Origin of the sequence: Saccharomonospora cyanea NA-134 (assembly GCF_000244975.1) — a bacterium.
Classification (GTDB): Bacteria; Actinomycetota; Actinomycetes; order Mycobacteriales; family Pseudonocardiaceae; genus Saccharomonospora; species Saccharomonospora cyanea.
In genome coordinates, this window is sequence record NZ_CM001440.1 from 4599439 (window position 1) to 4616075 (window position 16637).

At 65.7% G+C, this 16637-nt stretch carries 12 protein-coding genes; 3 read left to right on the forward strand and 9 right to left on the reverse strand.

Annotation, left to right across the window (positions count from 1 at the left end; genetic code table 11):
• Window positions 1-193 precede the first annotated feature (193 nt).
• Window positions 194-1159 carry a helix-turn-helix transcriptional regulator gene (locus SACCYDRAFT_RS21490; protein WP_005459413.1) on the forward strand — a complete coding sequence of 322 codons (966 nt, stop codon included), beginning with the start codon at window positions 194-196 and terminating at the stop codon, window positions 1157-1159.
• 29 nt (window positions 1160-1188) lie between these two features.
• Here SACCYDRAFT_RS21490 and SACCYDRAFT_RS21495 read toward each other — a convergent pair whose 3' ends face one another.
• A complete protein-coding gene (locus SACCYDRAFT_RS21495; protein ID WP_043536775.1) occupies window positions 1189-2349 on the reverse strand; it encodes a macrolide family glycosyltransferase in 1161 nt (386 codons plus the stop codon).
• A 184-nt stretch (window positions 2350-2533) separates the two neighbouring features.
• Between SACCYDRAFT_RS21495 and SACCYDRAFT_RS21500 the strand changes: the two genes are divergently transcribed.
• Both SACCYDRAFT_RS21500 and SACCYDRAFT_RS21505 read left to right on the forward strand, forming a co-directional pair.
• Entirely contained in the window at window positions 2534-4024 is a 1491-nt protein-coding gene (locus SACCYDRAFT_RS21500) for an FGGY-family carbohydrate kinase (protein WP_043537460.1), read from the forward strand.
• Window positions 4021-5637: a fucose isomerase gene (locus tag SACCYDRAFT_RS21505; RefSeq protein WP_005459417.1), complete on the forward strand. Its 1617-nt coding sequence runs from the start codon at window positions 4021-4023 to the stop codon at window positions 5635-5637. The genes SACCYDRAFT_RS21500 and SACCYDRAFT_RS21505 overlap by 4 nt, the downstream gene beginning before the upstream one ends.
• Window positions 5638-6185: 548 nt before the next feature.
• On the opposite strand, the gene SACCYDRAFT_RS26495 is transcribed toward SACCYDRAFT_RS21505, so the two are convergent.
• The 8 genes from SACCYDRAFT_RS26495 to SACCYDRAFT_RS21525 all read right to left on the reverse strand — a co-directional run bounded on the left by SACCYDRAFT_RS26495 (window position 6186) and on the right by SACCYDRAFT_RS21525 (window position 16597).
• Window positions 6186-6485, reverse strand: a complete 300-nt coding sequence (locus tag SACCYDRAFT_RS26495; protein WP_157606548.1) for a hypothetical protein — start codon at window positions 6483-6485, stop codon at window positions 6186-6188.
• Window positions 6486-6614: 129 nt separating this feature from the next.
• The gene (locus SACCYDRAFT_RS26690; protein WP_198284952.1) at window positions 6615-6758 is read right to left on the reverse strand and encodes a hypothetical protein; all 144 of its coding nucleotides are present in this window, start codon (window positions 6756-6758) and stop codon (window positions 6615-6617) included.
• 47 nt (window positions 6759-6805) lie between these two features.
• Window positions 6806-7210 (reverse strand): hypothetical protein, encoded by a 405-nt coding sequence (locus tag SACCYDRAFT_RS21515; protein WP_052309148.1) that lies wholly within the window; start codon window positions 7208-7210, stop codon window positions 6806-6808.
• Between the two features lie 9 nt (window positions 7211-7219).
• A complete protein-coding gene (locus SACCYDRAFT_RS27055; protein ID WP_232283724.1) occupies window positions 7220-7351 on the reverse strand; it encodes an HINT domain-containing protein in 132 nt (43 codons plus the stop codon).
• 223 nt (window positions 7352-7574) lie between these two features.
• A complete protein-coding gene (locus SACCYDRAFT_RS26120) occupies window positions 7575-7835 on the reverse strand; it encodes an Imm32 family immunity protein (RefSeq protein WP_005459419.1) in 261 nt (86 codons plus the stop codon).
• 87 nt (window positions 7836-7922) lie between these two features.
• Window positions 7923-8900 carry a Hint domain-containing protein gene (locus SACCYDRAFT_RS21520; RefSeq protein WP_005459420.1) on the reverse strand — a complete coding sequence of 326 codons (978 nt, stop codon included), beginning with the start codon at window positions 8898-8900 and terminating at the stop codon, window positions 7923-7925.
• Window positions 8901-9054: 154 nt separating this feature from the next.
• Window positions 9055-9654 (reverse strand): DUF6928 family protein, encoded by a 600-nt coding sequence (locus SACCYDRAFT_RS26125; protein WP_198284953.1) that lies wholly within the window; start codon window positions 9652-9654, stop codon window positions 9055-9057.
• A 64-nt stretch (window positions 9655-9718) separates the two neighbouring features.
• Entirely contained in the window at window positions 9719-16597 is a 6879-nt protein-coding gene (locus SACCYDRAFT_RS21525) for an RHS repeat-associated core domain-containing protein (RefSeq protein ID WP_005459423.1), read from the reverse strand.
• Window positions 16598-16637: the final 40 nt, after the last annotated feature.

A 16637-nucleotide genomic window follows, 5' to 3' on the forward strand; every position in this document is an offset into this window, starting at 1 on the left:
AAAATCGGGACTCGATACTGCCAAGGGACTGCTGAAAACCACCAGCGATCGGGCTGGCGCACCTGTGACATCGCGCAGGTGCGCCAGCCCGGGACATTAACGAAAAAGACTTCCGACCTTCGTCTGTTGACCCACGGATTCGCGCACCCTAACCTTTTCGCACCCGCAGTGCACCGGAAACCGAAAGGGGACCGTGCTCGACGTCCTCGAACCAGACAGCGAACAGGGCCGGGTCTACCGGGCCCTGACGATGCGGGGCCGGTCGGACCACCAGACCATCGCCCACTACACCGGCCTGCCCGAGGAGACGGTCACCGACGTGTTGTGCACGCTGGCCGGGCTGGATCTCGTCCACCAAGTCGGCGGCGAACCAGCCCGGTGGGAGGCGGCACCGCCGGACCGCGTCCTGACCCTGGCCCTGTCGGAGGAGGAAAACCGCAGAGCACGGCTGTGGCAGGCGGGCGCGGAACTCGACCGGCTCTACCACCAGGCGCGAGCGACGAGCGGCCCGCTGCGTTACGTGGAGCCGATCGAGCATCCGGAGACCCTCATCATGCTCACCACCCGGCTCCAGGAGCAGGCGAGGGAGCAGGTGCGCTGGCTCGACCGCCCGCCGTACTACAGCAAGCCGCACCATTTCCGAAGCCAGGAGGAGACCCAGACGCGCAGAATGGCCGCGGGAATTCGCTATCGCACCCTCTACAGCCAGGCCGTCTACGCCGACCGGGAATTGTTCTCCACGATGACGCGTATGGCCGGACGCGGGGAACGCGTGCGCGTACTTCCGGAACTTCCGGTGAAACTCACGATCGGCGACTCCACCTCGGCACTGCTGGTTCCCGAACCCGACAACGCGGGATTGGAGGGCGCACTTCTGGTACGCCCTTCGGGATTGTTGCAAGCGCTCATCGGAGTCTTCGAAACACTGTGGACTCTGGGGATTCCGGTGACCGAGGTCGGTGGCGCGCAGAGCCTGCCCGAGCAGGACCGCGCCATCCTCACACTCATGTCGGCGGGCGCCACGGACGAGACGATCGCCCGCCGCCTCGACATGTCGCGACGCACGGTGGTGCGGCGGATCGCCTCGCTGCTCGACCGGCTGGGCGCCACGACCCGCTTCCAGGCAGGCGTGCAGGCGGCGAAGCGCGGACTGCTTTGACGCTTCGCCGCCTGAGAGCCGCGCGCGGATCAGAGCATCCGCTCCACAATGTCGGCGGCGGCACCCGCACCACCGGCCGCGCGCAACTCGGCGCTGTGGCGGGCGAGCGCCTCGGCCGCCTCCGCCGACCCGGCGATCGACGACACCGCCTCCCTCAGCGAGTCGGGCGTGACCTCGGAGGCGGGCAGGTGCACGCCGACGCCCAGCTCGGCGAGGCGATCGGCGTTGAGGAACTGGTCGACGGCCTGCGGCACGGCCACCATCGGCACCCCGTGGTACAGCCCCTCGGAGCAGCCGCCCATCCCGGCGTGCGTGACGAATGCCGACGCGTGCTTCAGTACCGCGAGTTGCGGCACCCACCGGTGCAGTTCGATGTTCTCAGGCACCGGTCCGAGCGCGGACGCGTCGACGTACCGCCCGATGGAGACGACCACCTGCCAGTCGAGCCCACCGAACGCCTCCAGGCACGCGCGGTAGAACTCGGGCCGGTCGGTGTAGGCGGAGCCGAGTGACACGAGCAGCAACGGCTTGTCGGGCTTCGGCCACTCGCCCTGGTGCGTTCGACGGTCCAGCGAAGGCCCGACGAACGTGTAGACCGACTCGTCGACCCGGTCGGCGTTGGGCTGCATGGCCTTCGGGATCAACACGGCGCACCGGGGTGGGCGCCCGGTGAAGGTGTCGACGTCGCAGTCGATGCCGATCTCGGCGAGCCAGCGTTCGAACCGATGCTGGTAGGCCTTTCCTTCCGGGGTGTCGAGGAAGGCCATCGCCTCCGCCATGTCGGCCTCGTAGCCCTCCCAGGCCACCATCGCCGACGACAGTTGCAGCAGCGGCAGGTTCCAGCGGTGGGCCAGGGCCCGGCCGGCGTATCCGCCGATGTCGTAGAGCACGGCGTCCGGCCGGTCGTTCGCGAGTGCGGCCTCCAGTTGAGGCAGCACCCCTCGACCTTCGTCGAGGAACAGCTCCATGGCCTCGACGCCGCCGTCGGGCCACTGCTCCCCGCGCGTCTCGTCGGGCAGGTCGGAGTCGACGATCAGGGGTGTCGCCCCCGACGAGGCGGCGGCCTCCGCGAAGGACGCGGGCACGGCCATGCTGACGCGGTGGCCGCGCTCGACGAGCTCGGCGAGGACGGGCAGGTGCGGATTGACGTGGCCGTGGGCACCCACGGTGACCATCAGGATGTGAGACAAGAGAAAGCTCCAGCAGTGAGGTCGACTCGGGCATGACGAACCAGCCGTCGTCACGCGACGGCTGTGCGCGGTCTTCCTCAGAGGTAGAACTGCTGTTGCATGCACTCACCGTAGCAGTCCGGGTGCCGACAGCGGGAACTTGTCTCAGAAATCGATTTCTGAGAGGCTGCGCTTCATGCGGGACATGCGACGGCGCGGATACCTCGGAGTCGACATCGGCACCTCCAGCAGCAAGGGCGTGCTGGTGGAGCCCAGCGGGCACATCCTCCGCACGGCCGTGCGGGAGCACGCGGTCGACCGCCCCGCTCCCGGACACGTGGAGATGGACGCCGAAGTCTGGTGGCGCGAGTTCACCGAGCTCGCCGACGAACTCACCGCGCCCGGCGACGTCGACGTGGTGGCCGTGGGAGTCAGCGGCATGGGCCCGTGCGTGCTGGTGACCGACGACGAGGGAACCCCGCTGCGTCCGGCGATCCTCTACGGCGTCGACACACGCGCGGGCGCGCAGATCGACGCGCTGAACGACGAACTCGGCGCCGAGACGATCTTCGCCCGCTGCGGCTCGATGCTGTCCAGCCAGGCGGTGGGGCCGAAGCTGCGCTGGATCGCGGAACACGAACCGGAGACCTACGCGCGGGCGCGGCGGCTGTTCATGCCGAGTTCGTGGCTCGCCTACCGGCTCACCGGCGAGTACGTGCTCGACTTCCACTCCGCCAGCCAGTGCACGCCCCTGTTCGACACGGTCGAAAACGGCTGGCACGAGCCGTGGACGCGACACGTCTGCCCGGAGCTGGAACTGCCGCCGCTGCGCTGGACCGGGGAGGCTGCGGGCGTGACGGCGCGCGAGGTGGCGGGCATCCCGGCGGGCGTGCCCGTGATCACGGGCACCATCGACGCGTGGTCGGAGGCCGTGAGCGTCGACGCGCAGAACCCCGGCGACCTCATGGTCATGTACGGCACCACGATGTTTCTGATCAACACCACGCGCGAGCGGCTGACCACGCCTGCCATGTGGGGCACGGTGGGCGCGGTTCCGGGGACGCGCAACCTCGCGGGCGGCATGGCGACGTCCGGTGCCATCACGGCGTGGTTGCGCGAACTCACCGGCGGGCCCGACTACCCCACGATGCTGGCGGAGGCCCGCGATTCCGGCGCCGGTGCGAACGGGCTGCTGGTGTTGCCGTACTTCGCCGGGGAACGCACACCGATCTTCGACCCGGACGCCCGTGGCGTCATCGCCGGGCTGACCCTGAGCCACACGCGCGGCGACCTGTATCGCGCGGTGCTGGAGGCCACGGCGTTCGGCGTGCGCCACAACGTCGAGGCGCTGCGCGAGGTCGGCTCGGACATCTCCCGCGTCGTCGCCGTCGGCGGCGGCACACAGGGCGAGTTGTGGACTCAGATCGTCACCGACGTCACCGGCCTGCCCCAGGTCGTGCCGAGCGTGACCATCGGCGCGAGCTACGGCGCGGCGTTCCTCGCCGCCGGTCTCGTCGACGACGTGAGCATGGCCGACTGGAACCCGCCCGCCCGTGTGTGCGAGCCGAACGAGAACGTGCGCGCCACCTACGACGCGCTCTACGAGCAGTACCGAGCCCTGTATCCGTCGAGCCGGGACGTGCAACACGCCTTGGCCGCACAACAGCGAATCTCATCCCGCGGAGGAGAGTCATGAGTCATCCGTCCACACCGGAACGCACCGCGTACCTCGTCGCGAGCGGCGACCTCCGCGAGTCGGCCAACGTCGCGGGCTGGCCCACGCAGGTGGAGCTGGAACGCATCGTCACCGCCGCGCTGGCCGAGCACGGCTGGCGGGTCGTGCGCGCCAACGACGTCGACCCGAAGACGGGCCACGGTTTCATCTCCAGTCAGCGCATGGGCATCGAGGTATTCAAGACCGTCCCGAAGGACGTGCCGCTGATCGTGGCCGAGGCCGTGTGGCAGTACAGCCACCACGTGCTGCCGGGGCTGCGCACCCACGAGGGCCCGATCCTCACGGTGGCTAACTTCGTCGGCGACTGGCCCGGTCTCGTGGGGTTGCTGGGCCTGAACGCCGGGTTGACGAAGATGGGCAAGCCGTACTCCACGATCTGGACGGTGGACGGCAGCGACGACTTCTTCCGCGACGGCATCCGCTCGTGGCTGGAGACCGGCACGATCACCCACGACGACTCGCACGTGCGCGACCTGCCCACCGACCTGCCCGCCACGCCCGAGACCGAACTCGGCGAGCAGCTCGCCGCTCGGCTGCTGGAGGACAAGGCCATCATCGGCGTGTTCGACGAGGGCTGCATGGGCATGTACAACGCGATCATCGATGACGAGCTGCTCAACCCCATCGGTGTCTACAAGGAGCGGCTGTCGCAGAGCGCGCTGTGGGCGGAGATGCAGCGCGTGGACGACGCGGAGGCCGACGCCGTGGGCGAGTGGCTGAAGGCGGCGGGCATGACGTTCCGCCTCGGCACCGACGAGGCCACCGAGCTGACCGAGAACCAGTTGCGCTGGCAGTACAAGATGTACATCGCGGCGCTGCGCATCAGCGACGACTTCGGTCTCGACGCCGTGGGCATCCAGTACCAGCAGGGCCTCAAGGACCTCGCGCCCGCGTCCGACCTGGTGGAGGGCCTGCTGAACAACGCGCAGCGCCCGCCGGTGACCAGCCGCGACGGCTCCCGCGTGCTGTGGGACGGGCAGCCGCTGCCGCACTTCAACGAGGTCGACGAGGGCGCGGCGGTCGACGCGCTGGTGACCAACCGCGTGTGGACGGCGCTGGGCTTCGACCCGGCCACCACGCTGCACGACGTGCGCTGGGGCGAGGAATACGACGGCGAGTTCGTGTGGGTGTACGAGATCTCGGGCTCGGTGCCGCCCTCGCACTTCCCGAACGGGTACGCCGACGCCGAGGGCTGGCGGCAGGGCAACGTGTTCTTCCCGGCGGGCGGCGCCACGATCAACGGCGTGTCGAAGCCGGGCGAGCTCGTGTGGTCGCGCGTCTACATCGCCGACGGCGGCCTGCACGTCGACATCGGCCGGGCCAGCGTCGTGGAGCTGCCCGAGGAGGAGACCAGGCGGCGCAAGGAGGCCACGAACCCCGAATGGCCGATCGCCCACGTCGTGCTGCACGGCGTGACCCGCGACCAGTTCATGGCGCGGCACAAGGCCAACCACGTGCAGATCGCCTACGCCCCGGACGCCGCGGCGGCCGACAGGGCGCTGACGGCGAAGGCGACGATGTTCGCCCGCCTCGGCGTGGCGGTGCACCTGTGCGGGGACGTCTCGGTCGCGTAGGCGACGAGGGCGGAGCGGCCCACCGGGCACCCGGCTTTCGCGGGTGTCCGGCGGGCCGTGGTCGCTCCGGCACGGGAGGCCACCTGACGCCGGCCCCTCGCAGTCCTGACGAAATCCCTATGGCCGATGGGGTGGGCGTGGGTTCTCCTCGGCTTCGACACCGGCCCTATCTCGACGGACGACTGCCTCGATGTTCAGGAACGAATAACCGGTACGGAAGAAGTATTCGGCTGTCGACAGTGCCGTAGTTCCCTCTGCCAACGCCACTACGAGTCGACCGAGCTCGTCTCTGGTGAGAGTCAACGTCACCTGGTCCCCGCCCGCATCAGCCTTCACGGCGGTCCTTCCGCTGGCTCCGCCACACAGTCACCCGAGGCAGGCGTGTGCGCCGACGTCAACCGCCGCAGGGGACGTCGCGGTCGGAGAGGCGGATGAAGACAGCGCGTTCCGCCCGAACCGGCTCAGTAAGGGATGCCCGGTGGGGCCGTGGACACTCACCGACACCGCCCCACCCGACGGACAGGGGTTTCCATAGGGCAACCTTGGCTTTACGTGTCCTCTTCAGCCGCATCAGCATAACGACTGAAGAGCTCTACGGCGGCAGCTTCTTGTTCCTCGAGTGCAGCCGCATGCTCAGGATCCTCAATAAGCTCAGGGTATCCCCAGAGTGCCACCACAGGATGTGACCACAGTTCTCTTCCAGAAGCATGTACGCCCGGCTTTAGAGCGAAGTGCCAGTTCTCCGGAATCTGCGCCGTCATCAAGTCGAAGAACCCAGCAGGGGCGAAGCACGGACCGCCCCAATCATCGCGAACGAGGTATTCGAGCACATTCTCGGTGATACTCATACCCAATATCGGGTACCTCTTACCGATCGTCAACGCATATACGCTTGCGAACTCCATTGCTCGATGCCGCTGATGATCGGCCAACGCTCGAGGGTCGTTAGAGATGCAAGCGGCTCTCATCGGACTCTCTCACTGAAACTTGAAGTCATCAACTGCTCCGGCGATAGTGTTGCGGACGTAGTAAATGTTCACGCCGTTGACGATATGCTGCATCTCGACCCATCCGTCCTCAGCTTCCCAGCGTGGATCGGTCATTGGGACCTTCGTCAGCACCCTACCACCGGGCGCCCATCGAACTTCAGTCATCGCGAGTTGCTCAGTCAAATTTTCGGGAACCGTCCTGCCCGTCGAACCTCGCCCCAGTGGTTTCGGTGCGTCCGCAGGCAACCCCGGAAGTTCGGACCCGCATTCCTGTGGACGAGAATTTGTGCGTACCCTACATAATATGTGTGGATGCCGTTGATGGTGAGGTTGTGGACCCGGGTGGTGGCGGTGTAGGTGCGAATGTCGGTGATGCGGACGTGGTCACCGTCGGGGGTGCGGAGTTGGTCGCCGGGATCGAGGTCGGCGGCGTGGTACCAGCCCGGCCCCTCGCCCCACGGGCCGTCGAGCGCGGGCTGGAGGCGGCGGCCGTGCTCGTCGACCCAGAACGGATGCTCCGCGGTCGCGATGATCGTGGACACCGCCTCACCGGCATCACCGTCGACATCGACCGTGACCTCCACCAGATCCTTTCACCCCTGGCCGATGATCGTGGCCACCACCTCACGCGAGGCGGTCTCACCGGTCTCGGGATCGGTGGCCACCACCCGATCCCCCAGCTCGACCTCCTCGATCGGCCTGGTCGAACCGTCGGCCAACAACACCCGCGTACCAGGCGCAAAACTGTTACACCCCGCACCGCCTCGATAATCCTGCCCACATACCGCAACTTCGAGATCGGGATCGCGCCGATGATAGCCGACACACACGAACCCAAACTCCCCGAAAACAATCCTCAATATCCGACAACCCGTCAGATCAGCAGCCAACTCCGGCAACTGCGGTTATCGCAACCCGTTGAGGACCGCGCGGCGCCCGTCGAAAGACTCAGTCCGGAATCCGCTCAAAAACAAGATCAACCTTTGATTCGATTTCCTGATCAGCGGTGAGGTGCACATGCATCCCACCGCGGACGCCCTCCTGCGCAAGCGTAAGAAGATGGCGCGCCAAGGACGTCAACCCCGCACGGTTGGCCTTGACGACCACTTCCGAGCGAGTAACCGAAACCGTGATATCAAATCCATCATCCCAAGAGAAACGGAGACCGACCCCAGGATCGTAATCTGGGACAGAGATTACTTGCTCCATCGAATACTCCTAGCCCATGAATAGCGAATTAACACCCCAGGGTGAAATATCCTGATCGCACCCGATTGGGGTCCAGCAATAAAAAATTTACCCTAGATAGACGTGTCGATTCTCGACGACCATCATCTTCCCAGGATTCCTCGGATTAGGGGCAAGCCTTGCGAAATTCATGTGCGGACCATCGCCATGCTGCCCTGTGATATCTGCTTCTCCCATTCTTACAACACGAGAACCGTCTTTCGAAACATACCTTCCACTCCCGGGAACAGACTCCTTGTACCCAGGGCCAACCCATTTCTCTGCCGCGTCAAGCGCATCGTCCGTCGGTATAAGGGTTCCATCCAACGGATGGCCATCGTCATCGTACTTGCGTACCGAGTTCCAGGGGTCACATTTTGCGTTGTGAGCGAGCACCGTGGTGTCGCCTGCTACCACGTAATACGTGTGAACACCGTTGATGGTGAGGTTGTGGACCGTGGTTGTGGCGGTGTAGCCACGGAGGTCGACAACCCGGACTTTGTCGCCGGTGGGGGTGCGGAGTTGGTCGCCGGGGTCGAGGTCTTCGGCGTCATACCACCCAGGGCCCTCACCCCACGGTCCGTCGAGCGCGGGCTGGAGGAGGCGGCCGGGGTCGTCGACCCAGAACGGGTGCTCCGCGGTCGCGGTGATCGTCTCCACCGCATCCCCAGCCTCACCGTCGACATCGACGGTGACCTCCACCAGCTCCTTCTCACCGTGGCCGACGATCGTGGCCACCACCTTCTGCGGCCCCGACTCACCGGTCTCGGGGTCAGTGGCCACCACCCGATCCCCCAGCTCGACCTCCTCGATCGGCTTGGTCGAACCGTCAGCCAACAACACCCGCGTGCCCAGCGCGAAACTGTTACACCCCGGACTCCTCCGGAGCTTGTTGATCCCCTTCTCGATCGCCGCGGTCAGCTTGGGAAAACTCCGGCGAGCGGCCTCAACCCGATCCTGCCACCGGAACGCATCCCGCACCGCCCCGACAATCTTGCCCGCATACCGCAACTTCGAAATCGGGATCGCCCCGATGATCGCCGACACACACGAGCCCAAACTCCCCGAAAAACAATCCTGAATATCCGACAAACCCGTCAGATCAGCAGCCAACTCCGGCAACTGCGGTTATCGGACAGTGATCGACCGGCCACGATACTTCCTTCAAACGCAGCCACTTCGCCAGGACCGCAGCCCAAAGTCAGGCCTGTGATACAGCACGGAATGCGGGAACCTCAAATTCCTCGAGATCGAAGCACAATTCATCCTCTCGACCTTCAAGAACAAACCCGAAGAACTCCCTCAGCGCTTCGTTTCCGAAGTCGATCGGATGAAAAGGTAAGGCATAGTTAGGTTCATTCCGAACTGAACGCTCACCTTCCCAGAAGGGAAATTCGAATGGAAGATGCTCCCCCATGTCTTCCATGACCCCCGAACTCGGGTTCATGCTCAGAGACCTAACTAGAGCACCATCTGACCAGACCGCAAAAGCAGCCCAATCTTCGGCACTGTGCATGAAAACGGCGTAGGCACCCCTACCGTTCGCCAGCCGTAAGATCCATTCAGTCAACTCGCTGGGCCGGTACCGCGCGAGTTCACGAGAGCAGACAACTTCACACTCAGGAAGACTCGCCGCGCACACAATTCCACTATCCGGCCAAACAGCGAGATCGAGCGTGAGGAGTCCTGTCTCTTGTGCAGTAGCTCCGAGCGTGATCTCCGCAAGACGCTTCGACTTGTCATGATCAGTTAACCCAGCATCACGGAAAGCCCTTCTAGGTTCCGCCTCAGCGAAGACCACCACGGCAGACTTTGATCCCATCAAGTACCTCGCATCTCTAACAGCGCACTTCCTAAAAATCTCCCTATGGATCACATGCGGGGCAACGCCATAAATCAACCTCTACTCCCATGGTGACCGTCGATCCTTTCCGCAGGCCCGGCACTCTGCTCGTATTCAGCACCGCACCGCCGTGCCCAAGTTCAGAGTATCCCAGCGCTTGGTTGTCGGTCAGGGACCCTTTACCAGTCTTCACCTCAACCGCAGTCCAGTTCCCTGAGCGGTCCTGCGCCACGAAGTCGGCCCGAAATTTGTTACCTTTACTGGTCTTGAAATAAACTTCCCTTGTGATATTTGAGTACCCCTCGTTCTGAAGTCTTTGAAGAGTGGCGCTCTCACCAAGTTCACCATGCGGCAATCCAGTGACTGGACACTCACCAGCATTGTGTACCAGTATCGGCGTTTCTTCGGTCACCACATGGTAGGTGTGGGTGCCGTTGATGGTGAGGTTGTGGACCGTGGTTGTGGCGGTGTAGCCACGGAGGTCGACAACCCGGACTTTGTCGCCGGTGGGGGTGCGGAGTTGGTCGCCGGGGTCGAGGTCTTCGGCGTCATACCACCCAGGGCCCTCACCCCACGGTCCGTCGAGCGCGGGCTGGAGGAGGCGGCCGGGGTCGTCGACCCAGAACGGGTGCTCCGCGGTCGCGGTGATCGTCTCCACCGCATCCCCAGCCTCACCGTCGACATCGACGGTGACCTCCACCAGCTCCTTCTCACCGTGGCCGACGATCGTGGCCACCACCTTCTGCGGCCCCGACTCACCGGTCTCGGGGTCAGTGGCCACCACCCGATCCCCCAGCTCGACCTCCTCGATCGGCTTGGTCGAACCGTCAGCCAACAACACCCGCGTGCCCAGCGCGAAACTGTTACACCCCGGACTCCTCCGGAGCTTGTTGATCCCCTTCTCGATCGCCGCGGTCAGCTTGGGAAAACTCCGGCGAGCGGCCTCAACCCGATCCTGCCACCGGAACGCATCCCGCACCGCCCCGACAATCTTGCCCGCATACCGCAACTTCGAAATCGGGATCGCCCCGATGATCGCCGACACACACGAGCCCAAACTCCCCGAAAAACAATCCTGAATATCCGACAAACCCGTCAGATCAGCAGCCAACTCCGGCAACTGCGCCAACACGTAATCGAAGAAACTCTGCTTCGAATTCGCCAGCGCCCGCATCTCCTCGTACTCGGCGGCGCTGATCCCCTTCTCCGCCAACACCTGCTCACGCGCGATATGCGGCGCATACTTCTCCCGCGCCAGCCGCTGGAAACTCGCCACCACCGCCGGCGAATCCCCACGCCACCGCATCCAATACGACCGCGTCTCGATGTAGTCCTGACGATCCATCCAGGCAGGCCTGCCACACAGAACCCCGTCCGGGCCGCACGCCGCCCCCATCAACAACCCCGACGGATCGCTGAATGTCACCGGCGAGTTGTTCGAATACGCATACCCGTGCATCTGCTGCGGATCCGTCAAATCCATGATCGGATCCACGGAGATGAACCGCCCCAGCGTCGGGTCGTACTCCCGCGCCCCCAAATGCGTCAAACCGGTGACATCCGCCGTCCCGCCGACGAACCCGTGATCGGTCGGCCACGACCCCGGCTGCTCACCCCGCGGCGCACCGAACGGCGTGAAGTACCGCCGCGACACCGACAACCCCGACTCGGCCTCGATCGACTCCGTCGTCGTGCCCTGGTGATCACCGAACAACATCGTCAGACCACCGGCCGACGACCGCACCGCCACCGTCGTGCCCGCGTGCTCGTAGAACCGCTTCCCCGTGACCTCGCCCGACCCGGTGTCCAGCGTCAGTTCCATCCCCGGCAGGAACAACACCGTCCGCTTCGGATCACGCGTCAGCAGACGATTGCCGTCCGCGTCGTACACATACGAACTCTGCGACCCGTCCGCATGCTCCACCCGCTCCACACGGCTCTCGGCGTTCCACTCCAACAACTGGGTGTCCCCGGACACCGTGCGCGACACCGTGTTGCCCACCGCGTCATAGGCGAACTCGTCCCGCGACGTCCCACCAGGACCGGCCTGCGTGACCGCCGTCAACGTGTGCGGCTGCGCCTGCCCCGCCGACGGATACTCGTAGGTCCGAGTCGTGTCCCCCTCAACCTCGTGCCGCACCTCCGACAACCGGTTACCGGACTCGTCGTAGGCGAACTCCACCCAATACGGCGCCGCCCCACCCAGACCGGCCACGCTCGGCTCCGCCGCACAGTCACCCGAAGCAGGCGTGTGCGCCGACGTCAACCGCCGCAGGTAGTCGTAGGAGAAACACTGCACATCCCGCGGCCCGTCCTTCGGGGCATTGGCGATGCTGGTGATGTTGCCCGCCGGATCGTACGAATAACGCCGATCCGCGACCCGGTAACCGGTCTCGGTGTTCCGGTCCAGGATGGTCTGGTCGAGCCGCCGTGCGCCCTCGGTGAAGTAGTTCGTCACCCACGCCCGCCGACTACCTTCGCCGATCGTCAGCCGCAGCGTCTCCCCGTACGGCGAGTACAGGTGTTCCTGGGCGTAGGTGTCGATGCCGTATGTCTTGGTCGGCAGACCCAGTTCGTTGTAGTCGTGGTAGACCTTCTCGGTCACCAAGCCGCCCGCTGCGGGCATCGTCCTCGAGTCCACCAGGTCTGTGTTCTTGACGTAGCTGGTGCGGAAGGTGTAAGTACCGGCGAGTTCGTCCTCGGCCTCCGGGATGATCACCTGTTCGCTGGTGACCCGGTTCTGCTCGTCGTACCAGGCGACCTTCTTGGTGTAGGCGTGACCGTCGACGAACCGGGTCGAGGCCGTGGGCAGCCCCTTCTTCAGCGTGTCGTAGGTCCACTCCGCCACCTTGGTGCCGTCCGGGCCGCCCTCGAACATCGCGGTCCTACGGCCCAGCTCGTCGTAGGTGTAGGCGAGGGTCTTCCCACGTTCGTCGGTCGTGGAGACCAACTGGTCGAGTTCGTCGTAGACGTACGTCGTCGTACCGCTGTCCGGGTCGTGCGAGGAGATCTTGCGGCTCAGCACGTCGTAGGAGTAGCTCCAGGTGTTGCCCGCCGGGTCGGTCACCGACTTCAGCTCACCACGCGGGGTGTAGTCGTAGGTCGTGGCGTCGAACTCACCGCTGGGCTCGTCGCCGTGGTACTGCCGACGCTCGACCATCTCGCCCTGGGCGTTACGGATCACCGTGGTCGGCGTGTCCCCGTCCGGCGGATCGACGTGTACCCGGTCGCCGCCGTAGGTGGTGGTGCTACGCCACTGCTCCTCACCGAGCTTGCGGAAGATCACCGCGGTCGGCCGTTCCAGGGCGTCGAACTCGGTGACGGTCTGGTGAGGCACCGCCTCATCGCCCACCCCGAACAGGACGTCGCTGGGTGCCTCAGCGTTGAAGTAGGTGTCGTTGACCTTCCACGCCAGGCCACGCGAGTCGTACCACGTGTCAGTGATGATCCGTCCGAGCCCGGACGTGCCGGTGGAGCCATCGTCATCGCGTGGATCGGAGGGGATGTCCCCGTTGCCCCCGGAGGCCGGGAGCTGGGTCTGCCGTTCCCGCAGGAAGCCGTCGTAGAGGGTGTACGAGGTGTTGTACTGGCCGTCCTGCCGGATCGAATGCGTGGCGACCACCGTCGCGGCGTCGGTGCGGTAGTGGTACTCGTACTTGACGTTCGGTGATTCACCGTCGGCTCGGGACCGGCCAGGCAGCCACGCCTGCACCAGCCTGCCCAGCGGGTCGTAGGCCGCCTCGCTGCGTTCCCCGTTCGGACCCGTCTCGACCAGAGGCTCCCCCCACGCCGGTTCCAGTTCGGTCGTGGAGGTGTGGCCGAGTGGGTTCGTCGTGACGACCTTCGTCGTGGGGCCCGTGTCGGGAACGTAGTCGATGCTCGTCGTCGCTCCCGACGCGTCGGTACGGGAGGTGATCCGGCCGTAGGCGTCGTAGGTGGTTTCGGCGGACACCTGGTATCGCTCACCGTCCCACCGCTGGACGGCCGTGATCTCGCCGCGTGTCGGCGCGGCGCCGAACTCCTGCCCGTCGTAGAGGTTGCGGACGTCACTGATGACGTCGTTGCCCTCACCCTCGCCTGCCGAACACGGCAACGCGACCTCGCGCGCCTGCGAGATGTAGTTCAGCATCCACGCGTCGGTGTTGCGGGCGTAGCTGGTGCGAGTGCACTTCTCGTCGCCCTCGACGGCCACGTCACCGGCGTCGTCGACCTCGGTGACCAGGCCGTGGTCGTCGTAGGTGCGGGACACCTCGGTGCGCCGCCACGTGCCGTCCTCCAGAAGCTCACGCCCTCGGACTCCGGCCGCCGCGAGCGCGAACGCCTCGTCGTCGCCGTCGGTGGCGGTGGGCCCGTGCAGCCACGGGTCGGTCACCGACGCCGACACCACCTTGTCGCCGTCGTACTGCAACGTCTCCCGCGCGAATCCCGCCAGCCGGTCGTGGTCCTCGATGCGTCCGCCCTCGGAGTCCTCAACCCACACGTCACGTTTCCCGTCACCCGGCAATGTGTCGCCGTCCATGCCGCGCAGGTACAGGGTCTCGGTGACCGACTGCGTCGTGCCCGGTTCCCCGACGATGGTGCGGACCCGTCCGTAGCCGCGCCACGAGGACCAGGTGCGGTGTTCGGGCTTGAGGAATTCGCGGTCGTCGAACCGCCACGCACCCCCGCCCAGGTACTCGTACGCCGTCTTCCGCAGGGCCGATCCGCCGGTGCGGTCGTCCTCGATCACCGCCGTGACCACGTACTTGTGGAACCAGTCGAGCATCGGTTCCGGCGCGTGCTCGGGAGACCACCACACCGGGTAACAGCGCATGGTGTTGGTCTCCGGCTTGTCCGGCATGTTCGTGCCGCGCACGCACTCGGGCCCGGAGTACTTGATCTCGGTGTGCCCGCCGCTCTCGTTGCGGATGTCGGTCAGCCGGTACCGGGTCAGCGGGGCGATGCCCTCGGCCGCGTCGACACGGTTCTCCATCGAGTGCCCACCGAACACCATTTCCGGCACCGATTCCGTGCCGCCGACGTGGCCGGTGCGTTTGATCCCTTTCAGCCACAGCGCAGGTGCGAGGCCGTCACCGGACTCCGGGAACGAGTGCCGCAGGGTCCAGGAGTCGACGCTGCGCCACTCGGAGCCGTCGTTCACCTGCGTGGTGATCTTGGTCAGCCGCTTGCGGGTGAAGAACGAGGGAGACGTGCGGTACTCACACGACTCGTCCGCGGCACAGATGCGGTCGAACGGGACGTCCGGCCACGACTCCGCGGTGTCCTCGGTGAGCGCGTCCGGTTCACAACTCACGCCGTCACTCGGCAGGCACCGCTCGGCCATCGTGAACCGCACCCGCGCCGCGGCACCACCGAAGAAGTCGTCGTCGCGCAGGCCGTACTCGATGCGATCGAGATACCCACCGCGCACATACCGAGTACCGGAGTCGGCGTCCATGTCGCGCCCGTAGTAGTTGGACTCGGCCCCGTAGTAGAAGGTCGTGACGTTGCCCTGCGGGTCGATGCTGTAGTCGAGGTTCCAGCGCCAGGCCTGCCTGCACCAGGAGTCAGCGTAGCTCTCCGCGTGGCACGGCTCGCCCGCGTGATTACCGAACACCGGAACGGTCCACGCCGACGAGGTCTCCGGATCGCCCTCCTGCCAGCCCGGCATCCGGTCCACGCCGAGGAAGTGCTGGGTGCCGTCCTTGGTGGTGACCTTCCAGTGCTCACCGTTGTTGTCACCGTTGTCGGCCCCGAACAGTCGCTCGATGCGCGAGCCGTCGTCCGACTTGGGCCGCCACCGGCCGGTGTCCTCGTCGCGGACGAGTTCGGTCGAAACGCCGCCCAACATCATGGTCGCGTTGTCGCTGGCCCAGCACAGGTCACCGGTCTCGCGCGTGCCCTGGTTGCCGTTCAGGTCCTGGGAGCACGCCTTGTACTGGCGCTCGATGTAACCGCCCGCGGCGAGACTCCACCCGTCTCCGACGACCGAGGCCTGGTTGTTCGTGGCGCTGGTGCGACCGTCCAGCGACGCAGACGAATACTGCAGCGACACGTTCGGCGCGTCCTCGCCCGGAGACGGCGGCATCACCAAGGGATAGGAGAAGCTGAACGCCCCGCTGGATCCTCCGGCCGACCAGGACGAGGACGGGGCGAGTTTGGTCGCGGTGAACGTCCCTCCCGACGACTGCGCTTCCGCCGCCACGGCCAGAAGGACACCGGCTTCCTTGGTGTCGGGAAGGTCGACGTCGGCCGTCACCGTGCCGTCGCGTTCATCATTCGTGCTTTTGACCGGCTCTCCCGCTCGGCACTCCGACTTCTGCGGACTTTCCAGAGCGCACTCCGGCAGCCGCACCAACCGCAACCGCGATCCGTAGTTCGCGCCGTAGGCCGCCGCGAACTCCGAGTAGTCGACCTGGACGGAGACCGTGTCCCCGGCCGTTCCACCGGCGTCGGACACCTGGAGCAGCATGCCCCGCAGGCCCAGTTTCGCCGCGGTCTCCTGGTCGAAGGTCTCGACCTTCACCTTGCCCGGTCCGGACTTCGTCGTCGCGGTGCCCGCAGCGGCGGTGTCCGGCAATCCGACCGAGACGGGGAGCTTGCCAGCCCGGTGGTATGCCGGTGTTCGCTCACCCCGGCTCTGCGTGGCCGCTTTCGCGGTGGCGAAGTCCACCACGGCGTGGTCGCTGCCCGGCCACACCGGCTGGGGCATCGTGTCGATGGCCTTCTTCGCCGTCTCACTGCCCGGCAAGGGATTTATCGTCACCGGCTCGCCCGGCACGGAACGTTCCTGCTGCAACGGAGGGAGCTTCTGGTCGGTGTCGATTCCCGGAGGAGCCGCCACGGCGGGGCTCAACGAGCCCAACAGCGACACACTGAGCACCAGGACCAGACTGCGTCTGGCGAACCGGCTCACACGCACGGGTTGTCCTTCCTCTGTTGACCGAAAGAGAAGCTGAACG